This window comes from Cellulosimicrobium cellulans, assembly GCF_016921195.1.
Lineage (GTDB): Bacteria > Actinomycetota > Actinomycetes > Actinomycetales > Cellulomonadaceae > Cellulosimicrobium > Cellulosimicrobium cellulans_F.
In genome coordinates this window covers 137,317-154,067 of the sequence record NZ_JAFGYF010000008.1, presented here as the reverse complement: position 1 = coordinate 154,067, position 16,751 = coordinate 137,317, and the positions used below count along the sequence as shown (strand labels likewise).

15 protein-coding genes and 1 pseudogene are annotated in these 16,751 nt (G+C 74.4%); 9 read left to right on the top strand and 7 right to left on the bottom strand.

Features of this window, described 5'->3' with window-relative positions:
- Positions 1-21 precede the first annotated feature (21 nt).
- Positions 22-492, top strand: coding sequence for an MOSC domain-containing protein (locus JN535_RS16250; protein WP_205206615.1), 471 nt, complete (start codon positions 22-24; stop codon positions 490-492).
- Here the strand turns inward: JN535_RS16250 and JN535_RS16245 are convergent.
- Complete coding sequence (locus tag JN535_RS16245) at positions 474-1,664, bottom strand: class I SAM-dependent methyltransferase (RefSeq protein ID WP_205206613.1); 1,191 nt, start codon at positions 1,662-1,664, stop codon at positions 474-476. The genes JN535_RS16250 and JN535_RS16245 overlap by 19 nt on opposite strands.
- 184 nt (positions 1,665-1,848) lie before the next feature.
- On the opposite strand from JN535_RS16245, the gene JN535_RS16240 reads away from it, so the two are divergent.
- The gene (locus JN535_RS16240) at positions 1,849-3,375 is read left to right on the top strand and encodes a 3' terminal RNA ribose 2'-O-methyltransferase Hen1 (protein ID WP_205206611.1); all 1,527 of its coding nucleotides are present in this window, start codon (positions 1,849-1,851) and stop codon (positions 3,373-3,375) included.
- The gene (locus JN535_RS16235; RefSeq protein WP_240201290.1) at positions 3,372-6,083 is read left to right on the top strand and encodes a polynucleotide kinase-phosphatase; all 2,712 of its coding nucleotides are present in this window, start codon (positions 3,372-3,374) and stop codon (positions 6,081-6,083) included. The genes JN535_RS16240 and JN535_RS16235 overlap by 4 nt, the downstream gene beginning before the upstream one ends.
- Before the next feature lie 105 nt (positions 6,084-6,188).
- On the opposite strand, the gene JN535_RS16230 is transcribed toward JN535_RS16235, so the two are convergent.
- The 3 genes from JN535_RS16230 to JN535_RS16220 all read right to left on the bottom strand — a co-directional run bounded on the left by JN535_RS16230 (position 6,189) and on the right by JN535_RS16220 (position 7,531).
- Positions 6,189-6,434 (bottom strand): hypothetical protein, encoded by a 246-nt coding sequence (locus JN535_RS16230; RefSeq protein ID WP_205206609.1) that lies wholly within the window; start codon positions 6,432-6,434, stop codon positions 6,189-6,191.
- Between the two features lie 174 nt (positions 6,435-6,608).
- Complete coding sequence (locus JN535_RS16225; protein ID WP_240201289.1) at positions 6,609-6,896, bottom strand: hypothetical protein; 288 nt, start codon at positions 6,894-6,896, stop codon at positions 6,609-6,611.
- Positions 6,893-7,531, bottom strand: a complete 639-nt coding sequence (locus JN535_RS16220; RefSeq protein ID WP_205206607.1) for a TetR/AcrR family transcriptional regulator — start codon at positions 7,529-7,531, stop codon at positions 6,893-6,895. Before JN535_RS16220 ends, JN535_RS16225 begins: the two co-directional genes overlap by 4 nt.
- 151 nt (positions 7,532-7,682) lie before the next feature.
- On the opposite strand from JN535_RS16220, the gene JN535_RS16215 reads away from it, so the two are divergent.
- A complete protein-coding gene (locus tag JN535_RS16215) occupies positions 7,683-9,569 on the top strand; it encodes an ABC transporter ATP-binding protein (protein ID WP_240201288.1) in 1,887 nt (628 codons plus the stop codon).
- Positions 9,570-9,661: 92 nt separating this feature from the next.
- Here JN535_RS16215 and JN535_RS16210 read toward each other — a convergent pair whose 3' ends face one another.
- Positions 9,662-10,216: a hypothetical protein gene (locus JN535_RS16210; protein ID WP_205206601.1), complete on the bottom strand. Its 555-nt coding sequence runs from the start codon at positions 10,214-10,216 to the stop codon at positions 9,662-9,664.
- 183 nt (positions 10,217-10,399) lie between these two features.
- Here JN535_RS16210 and JN535_RS16205 point away from each other — a divergent pair.
- Positions 10,400-10,998 (top strand): annotated as a pseudogene (locus tag JN535_RS16205) (dihydrofolate reductase family protein).
- Between the two features lie 22 nt (positions 10,999-11,020).
- Here JN535_RS16205 and JN535_RS20905 read toward each other — a convergent pair.
- On the bottom strand, positions 11,021-11,221 hold the full coding sequence (locus JN535_RS20905) for a DUF2510 domain-containing protein (RefSeq protein WP_307868832.1): 201 nt from the start codon (positions 11,219-11,221) through the stop codon (positions 11,021-11,023).
- 148 nt (positions 11,222-11,369) lie between these two features.
- The gene (locus tag JN535_RS16195; protein WP_205206600.1) at positions 11,370-12,263 is read right to left on the bottom strand and encodes an LLM class flavin-dependent oxidoreductase; all 894 of its coding nucleotides are present in this window, start codon (positions 12,261-12,263) and stop codon (positions 11,370-11,372) included.
- A 23-nt stretch (positions 12,264-12,286) separates the two neighbouring features.
- Between JN535_RS16195 and JN535_RS16190 the strand changes: the two genes are divergently transcribed.
- The 4 genes from JN535_RS16190 to JN535_RS16175 all read left to right on the top strand — a co-directional run bounded on the left by JN535_RS16190 (position 12,287) and on the right by JN535_RS16175 (position 16,750).
- On the top strand, positions 12,287-12,586 hold the full coding sequence (locus JN535_RS16190; RefSeq protein WP_205206599.1) for a Dabb family protein: 300 nt from the start codon (positions 12,287-12,289) through the stop codon (positions 12,584-12,586).
- Positions 12,587-12,727: 141 nt separating this feature from the next.
- Positions 12,728-13,651, top strand: a complete 924-nt coding sequence (locus tag JN535_RS16185) for an LLM class F420-dependent oxidoreductase (RefSeq protein WP_205206658.1) — start codon at positions 12,728-12,730, stop codon at positions 13,649-13,651.
- 538 nt (positions 13,652-14,189) lie between these two features.
- On the top strand, positions 14,190-16,022 hold the full coding sequence (locus tag JN535_RS16180) for a glycosyltransferase family 2 protein (RefSeq protein WP_205206598.1): 1,833 nt from the start codon (positions 14,190-14,192) through the stop codon (positions 16,020-16,022).
- Positions 16,019-16,750, top strand: a complete 732-nt coding sequence (locus JN535_RS16175; RefSeq protein ID WP_205206597.1) for an HlyD family efflux transporter periplasmic adaptor subunit — start codon at positions 16,019-16,021, stop codon at positions 16,748-16,750. Before JN535_RS16180 ends, JN535_RS16175 begins: the two co-directional genes overlap by 4 nt.
- Position 16,751: the final 1 nt, after the last annotated feature.

Below are 16,751 nucleotides of genomic sequence, written 5' to 3'. Positions count from 1 at the left end.
GCCGGGTGCGAGGCTGGGACCATGCCCGACCAGCCCCGCGTGCACGCGATCCACGTCGCCAAGGCCCGTCGGCTGCCGACCCGCGTCGTCGAGGAGGTCGAGGCCGAGGAGGGCAAGGGCCTGGTCGGCGACCGGTACCACGGCTCGAAGCACCGGCACGTGACGATCCAGACGCTCACCGACCTGGCGGACGCCGCCGCGGACCTCGGGCAGGAGATCGACCCGGGCCTCACGCGCCGCAACGTCACGCTCACCCACGGCGACCTGCCGACGAAGCCGGGCACGTTGCTGCGGATCGGAGACGTCGAGCTCCAGGTGCTCCGGATCGCCGCGCCGTGCCGGCTGCTCGACGACTGGATCGCGCCCGGGGCGATGCGCGCGATGCACGCCCGCGGCGGGGTGGTCTGCCGCCTGCTGTCCTCGGGCACGATCCGTGCGGGCGACGCCGTCGTGTGGGACGACGCGACCGACGCTCAGGGCACGAGCCGGTAGAACCGGAAGAACGAGAAGTCGTCCACGGGCAGCACCTCGACCTCCGCGAACCCGGCCTCGCGTGCGTAGCGGCGCAGCGTCGCGGGGCGCATGACGGTCCCGGTGCCCACGGACGGCGCGGACGACAGCCCGTCGGGCAGGCACACCAAGAGGCTGTACCCGTACATCACCCGGTCGACGTCGTCGGCGGGCGCGGAGAACTCCTCGCCGACGGCCTCGTCCATGACGACGACGACGCCGTCGGGCTGGACCGCGCGGCGCACTGCGTCGAGCACCGCGACGGGCCGCGGCATGTCGTGCACGCACTCGAACGCGAACGCGGCGTCGAACGGCAGACCGGCGGGCTCGACGAGACCGAGCTCGGCGGCGTCGGCGAGGTGGAACGTCACGCGGTCCGCGAGCCCCGCCTCCTCGGCTGCCGCGCGCGCCGCCGCGACCGACGGGCGGTCCACGTCGACGCCGTGGAGCACTGCGTCCGGGTAGGCGCGCGCGAGGGCGAGCGTCGACCACCCGAACCCGCACCCGACGTCGACGACCCGAGCCCCCGGTCGGCTCAGCACGTCGTGGACCGCAGGGACCCGCGCGAGCGTCGGCGCGAGCCGGCGCTCGAACCACGGCCGGTTGACCTCCGCCTGGGCCTCGCGCGCGTCGTCGCCGAGCTGGTCCCAGGACACGCCGCCGCCCGTGCGGTACGCGTCGAGCAGGTGCGGGAGCTGCGGGCCGATCGCCCCGACGAAGCGTGCGAGCGGCGCGACGTACGCGAGCGAGGTCGTGTCGGTGAGCACCTCCGCGTGCTCGGCAGGCAGGGCGTAGAGGCGCTCGCGGGCAGCCGCGGCCGGGTCGGCGGCGAGCGCCGGCCCCGCGCCCGGGTCCTCGGCGGCGAGGATCCCGCTCGCCGCCTGCTGCTCCAGCCACTCGCGCGCGTACCGCTCGTGGGTGCCGGTGCGCTCGGCGAGCCCGGTCGACGTGAGGGGCCCGGCGTCGACGAGCGCGCGGTACCAACCGAGCCGGTCACCGACATGGACGGCGAGGACGTCGATCGCGCCGAGCGTCGCGGCGAACAGGCGGTCGGCGAACGCGTCGGCGTCCGACGTGGTGCCCGACGGCGCCGGGCCACCCCGCGCCGAGTCGTCCCCCCGTCCCGGGGGCCCGTTCTCGGCTGTGGCGACCATGCGCGGCCTCCGGCTGGACGTTGGCCGGGCGCGTGCCGTGGGCAGCGGCGCCCGTGGTTCGACGGTAGACCTCCGGAGCGCTCGCGTCGATGGGTGCAGCGGCTGAAACGTGGGCCGTCCACAGCTCGCTCACCCGTCCACAATCCCGGTGCCCCGCCCGGCGCCGGATGGCACCATGGCGGCCATGCTCGTGACCCTCGCCGCGACGGCGTCCCCGGGGACGCTCGACGACGCCACCGACCTGGGCTTCCTGCTGCACAAGCACCCGGACCGCGCCCAGGTGTTCGACCTGCCCGTGGGCCGCGCGCACGTGTTCTACCCCGAGGCGACGGCGGAGCGGTGCGAGGTCGCGCTGCTGCTCGAGGTCGACCCGGTCGGCATCGTGCGGAACAAGCGCTTCGGCGGCGGTGACGCCTTCGCGCTCGCGCAGTACGTCAACGACCGCCCGTACGCGGCGTCGTCGATGGTCGCTGTCGCCCTGGGGAAGGTGTTCGCGACGGCGATGGCGGGCCGGTGCGACGCCCGGCCGGACCTCCCCGCCGTCGAGCTCCCGCTCGACGTGCACGTCCCGTCCCTGCCCTGCCGCGGTGGCGCCGACCTGGCGTGCCGGCTCTTCGAGCCGCTGGGCTGGCACGTGACGGCGACCACGGAGCCGCTCGACCCGACCGTCCCGGCATGGGGTGCCTCGCGGTACGTGGACCTGCGCCTGCGCGGCACGCGCCGGCTCGCCGACGCGCTCGCGCAGCTCTACGTGCTGCTGCCCGTGCTCGACGACGCCAAGCACTACTGGGTCTCGACGGACGAGGTGGACAAGCTCGTGCGCGCGGGCGGCGGCTGGCTCGCCGACCACCCGGAGCGCGAGCAGATCCTGCGCCGCTACCTCGCGCACCAGCGCCGCTACGTCGAGGACGCGACGGCGCGCCTCGCCGCGCTCGACGGCGCCGCGCCCGCGGAGGAGCAGGCCGTGCCCGACAGCGGGGTCTCGGCCGACGGCGCGGCGTCACCCGAGGCGGACGCGCCGGAGCCGCCGCTCGCCCGGCAACGTGCGGACGCGGTGCTCGGGGTGCTGCACGAGGTCGGTGCGCGGACCGTCGTCGACCTCGGCTGCGGGGAGGGCGCGCTCCTGCGCCGCCTCGCCGCCGACCGGACGTTCACGCGCGTCCTCGGCACCGACGTCTCGGCGCGCGAGCTCGAGCGCGCGGCCACGCGGCTGCGCCTGCACGACGCGAGCGACGCCGAGCGCGAGCGCGTGCGCCTGCTCCAGTCGTCCCTCACGTACACCGACGACCGGGTCAGGGGGTTCGACGCCGCGGTGCTCATGGAGGTCGTCGAGCACGTCGACCCGTCGCGCCTCCACGCGCTGGCGCACGCGGTGCTGGGCCACGCGCGGCCGCGCGCCGTCGTCGTCACGACGCCCAACGCCGAGTACAACGTGCACTACCCGAACCTCCTGGACGGGCCGGGCGGGAGCCGGGTGCGGCACCCCGACCACCGGTTCGAGTGGACGCGCGCCGAGCTGCGCGCGTGGGCGGGCGCCGTCGCGGAACGGTACGGGTACGCGGTCGAGCACCGCGACGTCGGGCCGCTCGCGCCGGACGTCGGGGCGCCCACGCAGATGGTGGTCCTCACGCTCGTGCCCGGTGCGGACACCCCGCAGGGCGGGACGGCCACGGCAGGTTCCGGCACGCACGACGGAGGGGAGGCGCGATGAGCGAGCACATGTCCGGCCAGGGCACCGCGCAAGCAACCGAGCAGACGACCGAGCGCCCGGCGGCGACTCGCGACCTGCGCGTCCCGGCGTCGAGCCTCGTGGTGCTGGTCGGTGTCTCCGGCTCGGGGAAGTCGACGTTCGCGCGCGAGCACTTCGGCCCCTACGAGACGGTGTCGTCGGACGTGTGTCGCGGCCTCGTGTCGAACGACGAGAACGACCAGGCGGCCACGAGGGCCGCGTTCGAGGTGCTGGAGACGATCGTGTCCAAGCGCCTCGAGGCGAACCTGCTCACGGTCGTCGACGCGACGAACGTGCAGCGTGAGGCGCGAAAGTCCCTCGTCGCCCTCGCGCGCGCCCACGACGTCCTGCCCGTCGCGATCGTCCTCGACGTGCCGGAGAGGGTCGCGGTCGAGCGCAACGCGGCGCGTGCCGACCGCGGGTTCGGCGCGCACGTCGTGCAGCGGCAGCGGGCGGCGCTGCGGTCGTCGCTCAAGAGCCTGCAGCGCGAGGGGTTCCGCACCGTGCACGTGCTGCGCGGGGAGGACGAGGTCGCGGCGGCACGCATCGTGCGCACGCCGCTGCTCACGGACCGCCGCGGCGAGCACGGCCCGTTCGACGCGATCGGCGACGTGCACGGCTGCCTCGACGAGCTGGTGGCGCTCCTCGGCGAGCTGGGCTACGCCGTCGTGCGCGACGACGCGGGCCGGCCCGTCGACGCCGCGCACCCCGAGGGTCGGCGTGCGATCTTCCTCGGCGACCTCGTGGACCGTGGGCCCGACTCCCCGGGCGTGCTGCGGCTCGCGATGGGCATGGTCCGGGCGGGGCACGCGCTCGCGGTGCCGGGCAACCACGAGCACAAGCTCGTGCGCGCGCTCGGGGGCCGCGACGTGAAGGTCTCCCACGGCCTCGAGACGACGCTCGCCCAGCTCGCCGAGGAGCCCGAGGAGTTCCGGCGCGAGGTCGAGTCGTTCTGCCGCGACCTCGTGTCCCACCTCGTGCTCGACGACGGCCGCCTCGTCGTCGCGCACGCCGGGCTCAAGGAGTCCTACCAGGGCCGGGCGTCGGGCCGCGTGCGCAGCTTCGCGCTGTACGGCGACACCACGGGCGAGACCGACGAGTTCGGGCTGCCCGTGCGCTACCCGTGGGCGGACGACTACCGCGGTCGCGCCACGGTGCTGTACGGGCACACGCCGACACCCGAGGCCGAGTGGGTCAACAACACGATGTGTCTCGACACGGGCTGCGTGTTCGGCGGGAAGCTGTCCGCGCTGCGCTACCCGGAGAGGGAGGTCGTGCAGGTGCCGGCCGCGCGCGAGTACTACGCGCCCGCGCGCCCGTTCCTGCCCGGCGGCTCGGACGGCTCGGGCACGCCCGTGCGCGAGCCCGACCTGCTCTCCGTCTCCGACGTGCTCGGCCGCCGCGTCGTCGAGACCTCGACGCACGGGCGCGTGACCGTCGGCGAGGAGCAGGCGGCGGGCGCGCTCGAGGTCATGAGCCGGTTCGCGGTCGACCCGCGCCTGCTGCTGTACCTGCCGCCGACCATGAGCCCCGTCGCGACCTCGACCCTGCCCGGCCTGCTCGAGCACCCCGACGGCGCCTTCGCGGCGTACGCGCGCGACGGCGTCGACCGGGTCGTGTGCGAGGAGAAGCACATGGGCTCGCGCGCGGTCCTGCTCGTCGCGCGCGACTCGGGACCGGGCGGCTCGCGCGTCGTCGCCGAGCGGTTCGGCATCGAGGCGCCCGGAGCGGTGCACACCCGTACGGGGCGGTCGTTCCTCGACGAGCCGACGACGGCGCTGTTGCTCGGGCGCGTCGCCGCGGCCCTCGACGCGGCCGGGACGTGGGACGCGCTCGGCGCCGACTGGGTGCTGCTCGACGCCGAGGTGCTCCCGTGGTCGCTCAAGGCCGACCAGCTCCTGCGCGACCAGTACGCGAGCGTCGGGGCGGCGGCCAGGGCCGTCATGCCGTCCGCGCTCGCGGCCCTCTCCGCCGCCGAGGCGCGAGGCGTGGACGTGGGTGAGCTCCGCCGTCGGACCGCGCGGCGCGCGACCGACGCCGAGCTGTTCCTCGAGTCGTACCGGCGCTACCGGTGGGACACGGGGGCCGACGGGGCCGGCGACGCCGACCCGCTGCGCGGCGTGCAGGTCGCGCCGTTCCAGGTGCTCGCGTGCGGGACGGCCGCACGACCCGGCTGCGTGGGGGCGACCGGGACGACGTACGCCGAGCGCGACCACCTGTGGCACCTCGACGTCGCGGACCGCCTCGTCACGGCCGACCCGGCGCTGTTCCGCACGACGCGGCGGGTCGTCGTCGACCTCGCGGACGACGCGTCGCGCACCGCCGGGACGGCGTGGTGGGAGGAGCTCACGGCGGCCGGGGGAGAGGGCATGGTGGTCAAGCCGCTCGCCAACCTCGTGCGACGGCGGGGCGCGACCGGGAAGGGCGGCGGTCTCGTCCAGCCGGGTCTCAAGGTCCGCGGCCGGGAGTACCTGCGCATCGTCTACGGGCCCGAGTACACCGAGGAGCGCAACCTCGAACGGCTGCGCGAGCGGTCGCTCGGGCGCAAGCGCTCGCTCGCCCTGCGCGAGTACGCGCTCGGCCTCGAGGCGCTCGACCGGGTCGCGCGCGGCGAGCCGACGTGGCGCGTCCACGAGCCGGTGTTCGCGGTGCTCGCGCTGGAGTCGGAGCCGCTCGACCCGCGGCTCTGACCGCGCGCGCCGTCCCCGGCAGCGAGGAGGTCTCGCCTGGCTGAGGTTCGCCCCGCGATGGTCGAGGGCTCGCGCGCGGCGGCCGGTCAGGGCTGAGCGGGGCCCTCAGCCGCCGAGGAACGCGTTCATCGCCAGCACCGAGAACAGCACCGCGCCGGCCACGACGGCCACCGCGACGAGCCAGCCGTTCGCCCGCTCGACGGGCGGGACGACCGGGCGCTGCTCAGGGCCGGCCGTGCGTCGTCGGGCACCACGGCCACGGCGCGCGGTGAAGCGCAGTCCGCGCGCGGCCGCGCGCGCCGACGGGTGCTCGGGGGACGCCGCGTCCCGAGCGGGGGTGGGGGTCGTCACGGTGCGCCTCCGGAGGTCTCCGGCGCCGCTGCCCGACGCCGTGCCGCCAGTCTTCCCGCCGAGCCCCCACGGGCGCGTCGGCCGTCCGGTGGATCCTGCGGTCCACCGGGGTGCGACCTCCGGATGACGAACGGTGCCACCCCGTGGCCCGCGCGGGCGACGGCGCCCCAGGACTCAGCGGGGCGCGTTCTCGTGGTAGCGGGGTCGGCCGCCGCGCGCGGCGCGCTGGAGGTAGCGGACCTCGCGGAGCGCGACCGCGACGGCGACGAGGAGCGGGAACCAGGCCCAGACGCGACCGCGGAGCACGAGCGCCAGGCAGACGAGCGCGACGGCGATCCCGCCGACGACGGTCGCGACGCTCGCCCAGCGCACACCCGTGCGCACCTCGTCGGCCCGCTGCCACCAGCGCCGCAGCCGTTCGCCGAGGCCGGGCCGGGGCCCCGGGGCGGGGGCCGTGCTCACGGCCTGTCCTCGCGGGCGATCGCGACGCCCTCGATGCTGCGCACGGCCATGCGCAGCGCGTCGCCCCGCGACACCTCGCCCTCGTCGTGCATCGCCCATGCGTTGAAGAGCATCCACCACAGCGTGCGGACGAGCCACGAGACGCTGAGCTGGTCGTCGAACACGCCGTCGGCCTGGCCGCGGCGCAGGAGCTCGCGCACCGGCTCCTCCGCGGCGTCGGACTCCGCCCAGAACTCGGGCTCGCCGCCCGACAGCTCGTTGAACAGCACCATGTACCAGGGACCGAGGTCGAAGTACTCGAAGGCCAGGCGGCGCAGCGCCGCCGCCGGGTCGCCGTCGTCGAGGCGGGCCGCGGCGATCGCGGCGCGCGTCCGCTCGACCGCCTCGGCGCCGATCGCCTCGACGAGGTCCGCCCGCTCGGGGAAGTAGCGGTGCAGCGTCGTGCGTCCGACCTGTGCGGCCTGGGCGACGTCGCCGAGGGACGCGGACTTGTCCGTGCTGAGCACGGCGACCGCGGCGTCGAGGATCGCGCGCCGCGTGCGGGCCCGCGCTCCGCTCTGCGGCGGCGACCCGTCGCCCGGCTCGCTGAGGGCCGGCGCCGTGGTGGCGTCCCGCGCGCTGGTTCGTGCCGTCACGCGCCCACGATAGCCCTCCTCGCTGCGGGACACCTCTTGCCCCTAGCGGAACAGCCATGTTCCACTTGGGGGGAACGCTGTTCCGCGCATTGCGCTCAGATCGCGTCAACCACAGTTGACACGAGAAGGGATGTCAACCATGGTTGACGCCATGTCCACGACCGACGCTCCCCAGCCTGCGACCACGCCATCCGCCCCCGACGACACCCCGAAGGGACCGTTCCTCCCGCGGCTCCGGGTGCTGTGGCAGTTCGTCCGTCCGCACCGCCGCACGCTCGTGCTCGGCCTCGTGCTCGGTCTCGGCACCACCGCCGCGGCCCTCGCGACCCCGATGGTGACCAAGTGGGTCCTGGACACCCTCGGGACGGGGGAGTCGCTCACCCCGGCCGTGCTCACGCTCGTCGGGCTGCTCGTCGTCGGCCTCGTGCTCGGCCTGTGGCAGTGGATCCTGCTCGGCACGCTCGCCGAGCGCGTGGTCCTCGACGCGCGGTCCTCCATGGTCCGGCGCTACTTCCGCGCGCGGATCGGCGCGCTCACCGGCCGCCCGACGGGCGAGCTCGTCACCCGTGTCACCTCCGACACCGTGCTGCTGCGCGAGGCGGCGTCGTCGAGCATCGTCAACCTCGTCAACTTCGCGGTGTCGCTCGTCGGGACGATCGTCCTCATGGGCGTGCTCGACATCGTGCTGCTCGGCACGACTCTCGGCGCGATCGTCGTGATCGGCGTGCTCGTCGGCGCCCTCATGCCGCGCATCGCCAAGGCGCAGGAGAAGGCGCAGGAGTCGCTCGGGAGCCTCGGCGGGACGCTCGAGGGCGGCCTGCGCGCGATCCGCACGATCAAGGCCAGCCGCGCCGAGGGCCGCCAGATTGACCGCGTCCTCGACGACGCGCAGACGTCCGCGCGGCACAGCGTCCGGGCCGTGCGCACCGAGGCAGTCGCGTGGACCATCGCCGGCGGCGGCATCCAGCTCGCGATCATCGTCATCCTCGCGCTCGGGGCCTGGCGCGTCGACGAGGGGCTGCTCGCCGTGTCGAGCCTCGTCGCGTTCCTGCTCTACGCGTTCCAGATCGTCGAGCCCGTCACCGGTCTGACGATGAACGTCACGCAGCTCCAGGCGGGCATCGCCGCGGCGGGGCGCATCAGCGAGGTCCAGGCGATCGAGCCGGAGGAGGGCGACGACGCGGCGCGCGTCCGAGCAGGATCGGCGATGCTCGACCCGGCCCGCGCGGAGGCCGGCCCGGCGACGGGGGCGGCTGCGGCGTCGGGAACGGCGGGGACCGCGCCCGGGACGCCGCGGCTGTCCCTGCGGGGCGTCACGGCGCGCTACCTCCCCGGCGGCGAGCCCGTGGTCCGCGACCTCGACCTCGACGTGCCCCGCCGTGGGCAGGTCGCGATCGTCGGGCCGTCGGGGGCGGGCAAGACCACGACGTTCTCGCTGCTCCTGCGGTTCCTCCAGCCCGAGTCGGGGCAGATCCTGCTCGACGGCGTGGCCTACGACGACCTCACGTTCGACGACGTCCGGCGGCGGTTCGCCTACGTCGAGCAGGAGACGCCCGTCGTGCCCGGCACGATCCGCGAGAACCTCCGGCTCTCCGACCCCGACGCGACCGACGAGGCGATGTGGGCCGCGCTCGCGAAGGTTCGGCTCGAGGCCAAGGTGCGCTCCCTCGCCGACGGTCTCGACACGTCCCTCGTCGGGACGACCGTGTCGGGCGGGGAGCGCCAGCGCGTGGCCCTCGCGCGCGCCGTCCTGCACGCGCCCGACGTGCTCCTCCTCGACGAGGCGACGGCCCAGGTCGACGGGCTCACCGAGGCCGCCGTGCACGCCGTCATCGAGGACCTCGCGCGGGACCGGGCCGTCGTGACCATCGCCCACCGGCTCTCCACGGTGATCGACGCCGACCTCATCCTCGTCATGGAGGACGGGCGCGTCCGCGCACGCGGCACGCACGCCGAGCTCCTCACGACCGACGATCTCTACCGCGAGCTGGTCGCCGCGCTCCGCATCGCGACCGAGGAGGCGGCGACCCCGAGGTAGAGCCCTGGTCGCGCGAGGGAAAACCCTGGTCGCGCGAGGTAGAACCGTGGTTGCGCGAGGTAGAACGGTGGTTGCGCGAGGTAGAACGCTGGTCAGCCCACGGCGGGCGAGACGCGGGCACCGCTCTCGACGACGACGGGGACGCCCACCTCGTCGCTCAGGCTCTCGCCCAGCCGCTCCTCCGGCGAGGGCGTGAGCTCCTTCTCGATGCCGATCTCAATGCCGCTGCCGTCGACGCTCGGGCCACCCATCGTGACGGGACCGTGAGCCGTCCCCGACTCGAACAGGGCGAGCACGGCAGCCCGCAGGTCTGCCGGGAGGTACGGCGTCTGCACGACCTCGACGGCCGTGTCGCCCGCGAGCTCGGCCAGGTCGTCGGGCGCGTCACCGTGCCAGTACAGGACGAGCCCGGTGCCACCCTCGGCGAGCGCGAGCGTCCCGAACCTCGGGTCGGCGCCGTACCGGTCGTAGATCGCGTCGGACGTGGTCGCCGAGTCGTCAGTGCGGGGTGCCGGGTCGGGCTGCTCGTACGGCTGGCGTCCGGACGCGTCGGCCGGGGGCACGGGCGTCGCGACGCCGTCCGGAACCTCGACCTGCGCGCACGCCGCGGCACCGAGGATCGCCGCGGTGAGGGTCGCGGCAGCCATCGGTCGTCGTCGCACGGTGTCCCCTCGTCTCGGGTCGCCCACTCGTCAGGACTGTGTCGCGCCAGGCGTCCTTCTTGCGGTGCCGTCGGCCCGCGATGAGTTCCGGGTGCGCGCGCGGTCGGAGGTGTCGACGACGGACGACGGCGGTCGCGGCTCGCGCCGACCGCGGAGGGCGAGGGTGGAATGGCGAACGTGACGTGCGACGTGGCGGTGTCGGTGGACGGGTTCTCGTCCCGGCCGGACCAGACGCAGGAGCACCCGTTCGGCGAGGGGGTGGACCTGCACCGATGGATGTTCGAGACGGCCGACGAGAATGCCCCGGAGATCGAGGCGATCCTCGACGCGGGGCGTTCGTCATGGGACGGAACATGTTCACGCCCGGCCGTGGTGAGTGGGACCTCGACTGGCGCGGCTGGTGGGGGCCGGAGCCGCCGTACCACGGGCCGGTGTTCGTCCTCACGCACCACCCTCGCGAGCCGCTCGTCATGGAGGGCGGGACGACCTTCTTCTTCGTCACCGACGGCATCGAGTCCGCCGTCGCGCAGGCGCGGGACGCGGCGGGGGACCGGAACGTCTCCGTCGCGGGCGGCGCCGCGACCATCAACCAGGCGCTCGCGGCGGGCCTGCTCGACGAGCTCCGGCTGCACGTCGTGCCGCAGGTCCTCGGTCACGGGGACCGCGTGCTCGACGGCGTCCCGCCCCTCGCCCTCGAGACGATCGCCGTGCGGGCGGCGTCCCAGGTCACGCACGTGACTTACCGGGTGCTCGGCCCGCTCGGGTGACGGGTCTGTCGCGGGCGGGGCGTCAGCCGAGCACGGCGAGCAGGAGCGGCGCGGCGACGACGAGCACGACGACGGCCCCGACGACGAGGACCCGGCCCCACGGCCCGGCGCCCTCCGGCGCGCGGCGTGCGCGGGTGCGGTCGGTCCATGCCGAGCCGTCGTACCAGCGCTCGCTCCCGGAGCCCGGTGCGTCCGCGTACCAGCCCGCCGGTGCCTTGCGCACGTCGCCTCCTCGCGTCGCCGTCCCGTGAGTCCCTCGTACGGACCTGTGTCACGGGCTTCCCACCTCTTGCACGCAGCGGGGCCGGGGGAGGTTCCCTCCGGCGCGACGTGCGCGATCAGGGTCGGTGGCCGAGGCGGGTGCGGGCGGCTCAGAGACCGCGGACCTGCGCGGCGCCGTCCGTCGCGATCTGCTCGAAGACGCTCCGGTCGGCCGCGAACTGGGTGCCCGGGACTGGCCAGTGGACGACGATCTCCGTGATGCCGACCCCCGCGTAGCCGTGCACGGTCTCGACGAACGCGTCGACCGACTCCAGCGCGGGGTCGGGCGTGAAACCGGTGAGCAGGATCCGCTCGACCGACGCGGGGTCCCGCCCCGCGTCGGAGCACGCGGCCTCGAGCCGGTCGACCTGGTCGCAGACCGCCGCGCGCGACTCCGCCGGCGTCGCGTCGTCGCCCAGGCGGCCGTCGCCCGTCGTCACCCACGCCTGGCCGTAGCGCGCGGCGAGCCGCAGCCCGCGCGGACCGGTCGCGGCGATCGCGAACGGCACGCGCGGGGACTGGACCGGGCCCGGGATGGTCCGCGCCTCGTGCGCGCGGTAGTGGCCCTCGTCGTGCGTCACCGCGGGCTCGGTGAGCAGCCGGTCCAGCAGGACCGTGAAGTCGCGCAGCCGGTCGGCCCGCTCCCGCGCGGACCACGGCTCGCCGCCGAGGACCGTCGCGTCGAAGCCCGTCGTGCCCGCGCCGAGGCCGACGGTGACCCGTCCGCCCGAGAGGTCGTCGAGCGTCATGACGTCCTTCGCGAACGTCACCGGCTCGCGGAAGTTCGGCGACGACACGAGGGTGCCCAGCCGCACCCGCTCCGTGACTCCCGCCGCGGCGGCGAGCGTCGGGACGGCGCCGAACCACGGCCCGTCCCGGAACGTGCGCCACGACAGGTGGTCGTACGTGTAGGCGGCGTGGAACCCGAGGTCGTCGGCGGCCCGCCACACGTCCCGGCCCTCACGCCACGGGTAGATCGGCAGGACCACGGTGCTCACGCGCATGGTCGCCAGCCTAGGGTGGGGGCGTGATCCAGCACACCGTCGCCTTCCGCCTCGTCCACCCCGCCGGCAGCGCCGAGGAGGTCGAGTTCCTCGACACCGCACGCCGCACGCTCACCGCGATCCCGGGGGTGCGGGACTTCAGGGTCTCGCGCCAGGTGAGCGCCAAGAGCCCGCTGACCTTCCAGTTCTCCATGGTGTTCGACGACGACGCCGCCTACGCCGCGTACGACGCCCACCCGGACCACCGCGGCTTCGTCGCCGACCGCTGGGTGCCCGAGGTCGCGGAGTTCCAGGAGCTCGACCTCGTCGCGCTCGTGGACTGATCTCGGGGCCCTCGCGCGGCCACGGTTCTACCTCGCGCGGCCACGGTTCTACCTCGCGCTACCACGGTTCTATCTCGCGGGTCGGGGTTTCCGCCGGCGGGAGGCAGCAGACCCGTGTGGCAGGGTGGCCGCATGACCCAGATCGACCTGCGCATCTTCACCGAGCCCCAGCAGGGTGCCTCCTACGACGACCTCCTCGCGGTCGCGAAGGCGACCGAGGACCTCGGCTTCGACGCCTTCTTCCGCTCCGACCACTACCTCGTCATGGGCGACGGCGACGGGCTGCCCGGACCGACCGACGCGTGGACGACGCTCGCGGGCCTGGCCCGAGAGACGAGCCGCATCCGGCTCGGCACGCTCGTGTCGTCGGCGACGTTCCGCCACCCCGGCGTGCTCGCGATCCAGGTCGCCCAGGTCGACCAGATGTCGGGCGGTCGCGTGGAGCTCGGGCTCGGCGCGGGCTGGTTCGCGCGCGAGCACGAGGCGTACGGCATCCCGTTCCCCGAGAAGCGGTTCGGGATCCTCGAGGAGCAGCTCGCGGTGATCACGGGGCTGTGGGAGACGCCGGTCGGCGAGACGTTCTCGTTCGGCGGCGAGCACTACACGCTCACCGACTCGCCGGCGCTGCCCAAGCCGGCCCAGGAGCGCGTCCCCGTGATCGTCGGTGGCCACGGACCCCGCCGCACGCCGGCGCTCGCGGCTCGCTACGCGAGCGAGTTCAACGCCGCGTTCCCCGACCCGGGCGTGCTGCCCGAGCGGTTCGAGAACGTGCGCGCCGCGTGCCTCGACGCCGACCGCGACCCCGACTCGCTCGTGTACTCGGCCGCGTTCGTGGTCGCGGTGGGCAAGGACGAGGCGGAGTTCCGTCGCCGCGCCGACGCGATCGGCCGCGAGCCCGACGAGGTGCGCCGCAACGGACTGGCCGGCACCGTGAGCGAGGTCACGGACAAGATCGCCGCTGCGGCCGAGCAGGGCGCGACGCGCTTCTACCTCCAGGTGCTCGACCTGCACGACCTCGACCACCTCGACCTCATCGCGTCCGAGGTCGTGCCGCAGCTGCCCTGACGGCTCGCCGACGGCGCCGAGCGTCCGCCAGGCGGACGTTCGGCGCGTCGGCGCCGTGAATTCTCCGTTTCCACCCGTGAACGGTGCGTTTCCGGGTCGTGCGGACCGCCGCTCGGGTGAGCGCTCACCCGAGCGGGCGCGGCCCCGCCCGCCGGGGACGGGAGCGGCGGCGCACCAACGATCCAAGGCCTCGGCGACGGCGCGGCGTCGGTCCGGTGCGGGTCTGTTCACAAGAGCGGCTGTCCGCCGAGACCGCGGCGGAGCCCTGGCGCGCGACCCGTGACACGGGCGTCGTGCACCGCTACCTTCGGCGCAGACGACGAGGTGGCCCGCTCGGAGCGGGTCACCTCGAACCGTCTCCGGGTCCTTTCGCACGAGGGCGCCGGCAGGGGGCTCGACAGCACTGCCATGCACGCACTCGCGACGCCGACGACGTCGCCGCACCCGGGCAGCCGGTGGGCATCCGCCCGCCGAGCCCGGCCCGATTCCCGAGCCCCGAGGTCCCCGCACGGGACCCGTCGAGAGCCGAGGACCTGCGATGGCCGTCTCCGAGTTCGACCGCCTGGTCGTCACCCCACGCCGCACGCAGCACGTGCGGCCCGCCCCGTCCGGCCCGCGGGCCGACGTCGACCGCCCCACCGGCCCGCCGCGCGACGAGAACTCCGCCGCGCGCTCACCGTCGCTCGTCATGATCATGCTGCTCGCGACGCTCGGCGTCGTCGCGTACGCGGTGTTCCTGCTCGACCCCGCGAACCGTGGCGACGCCCTGCCGTACCTCATGGTCATCACCGCCGAGTCGGTGCTCGTCGGCCAGGCGCTGCTGGCGATGTGGACCGTGCTGTCGAGCGGGTACGACCCGCGCGGGTTCTCGTTCCACCACGCCAGGGACCGCCTGTTCGACGTCCCCGAGATCGTCCGCGACGGCGCCGAGGACGACCCGACGCGCTGGAACCTCTACCTCCACGACCGTCCCGTCACCGTCGACGTCCTCATCACGACCTACGGCGAGGACCTCGACACCGTCGCGCGCACGGTCCGCGCCGCCGTCGCGCTGCGCGGCACGCACCGCACGTGGGTGCTCGACGACGGCCGGTCCGACGACGTGCGCGACCTCGCCGCCCAGCTCGGCGCGCGCTACGTGCGGCGCCTGTCGAGCAACGGCGCGAAGGCCGGCAACGTCAACCACGCGCTCGCGATCGCCAAGGGCGACTTCTTCGTCATCCTCGACGCCGACTTCGTCGCCAGGCCCGAGCTCCTCGTCGAGACCGTGCCGTTCTTCGTCAAGGACGACGTCGCGTTCGTCCAGACACCCCAGACCTACGGCAACCTCGACAACCTCATCTCGCGCGGCGCCGGGTACATGCAGGCCGTCTTCTACCGGTTCGTGCAGCCCGGCCGGAACCGCTTCAACGCCGCGTTCTGCGTCGGCACCAACGTGATCTTCCGCCGGGCCGCGATCGACGACATCGGCGGCATGCACACCGACTCCAAGTCCGAGGACGTGTGGACGTCGCTCATGCTCCACGAACGCGGGTGGCGCACGATCTACATCCCCACGACGCTCGCCGTCGGCGACACACCCGAGACCGTCGAGGCGTACACCAAGCAGCAGCTGCGCTGGGCCACCGGCGGGTTCGAGATCCTGCTCCAGCACAACCCGCTCAGCCCGCGCCGCACCCTCACGCTCGACCAGCGGCTCCAGTACACCGTCACCGCGACGCACTACCTCGCGGGCATCGCGCCCCTCGTGCTGCTGCTCGTGCCGCCGCTGCAGATCTACCTCGACCTCACCCCCATGAACCTCACCATCTCGTGGGGCACGTGGCTGCTCTACTACGCGGGGTTCTACGTCCTGCAGATCGCCATCGCGTTCTTCACGCTCGGGTCGTTCCGGTGGGAGGTGCTCATGCTCGCGTCCGTGTCGTTCCCGATCTACACCAAGGCCCTGTGGAACGCGCTGACCGGCAAGGAGCAGGCGTGGCACGTGACCGGGAGCAGGGGCGAGGTCACGTCGCCGTTCAACTACATGATCCCGCAGGTGCTGTTCTTCGCGTTCCTGCTCGTGACGTCGGTGGTCGGGGCCTGGAAGGAGCGGGGCGACCCGATGCCGAGCCTCGCGCTCGCGTGGAACGTCACCAACACGCTGATCCTCGGGGCGTTCGTCGTGACGGCCCTCCGAGAGTCGCGGTCCGCCCGGCGCGCCGGGCATCCGCGCCGGCGGCGCGGAAGGGAAGCCGCGACCGTCGTCGACGAGGCGTTGTCGGCGCGGCTCGGCGTGAAGGTGACGGTCGGCGTCGGGACGCGGGCCGGGAGGCGGCAGGCGCGCCGTGGCGGGGAGTCGTCGTCCGGACCTACCGGAGGTGTCGCATGACCTGGTCGAACCGATTCCGCCTCGTGGGCGGGCTGCTCGTGGTGCTGCTCGTGTGCACGGCGCTCACGCTCGTCATGAACCGCCGGCTGGGGCAGGCGACGAGCACGACGGCGACCATCCGGGCGGAGGTGCTCGACGTCGGCAGCGACTACGCCGGGACCGTCACCGCGGCGGAGGTCGCCGAAGGGGACGAGGTCGCCGCGGGCGACCCGCTGTTCACCGTGAGCAGCCTGACGCTCCAGCACGACATCGCGCTCGGGCTCGTCAGCGCGGACACGTCGGCGTACCAGGTGTCGCCCGACGGGACGATCACGCTCGTCGCGCCCTACGACGCCGTGGTCACCCACGTCGCGGCCCGCGAGGGCGGGTTCGTCCAGGCGGGCGAGGCCGTCGCGTCGCTCGAGCGGGAGGGGTCGCTGTTCGTCGACGCCCGCCTCACGCTCGACCCCAGCGACTTCGCGCGCGTGCGCCAGGGCGCCGAGGTCACCGTCGTGCTGCCGAACCAGGCGGAGGTCGTGGGCGAGGTCGCGTCGGTCGCGGTGCAGAACACCGCCAACCAGGCGGAGGCCACGGTGGAGGTCACGAGCGACGCGCTCGTGCGTGGCGCCGAGCACGGGCTCGTCGCGTCGGGCACGCCGGTCACGGCGAGCATCGAGCTGCACGACGACGGCCCGCTCGCCGGGGTCGACGAGTCGTTCGGCGAGTTCCTGCGGAAGGTCGGGCTGTGAC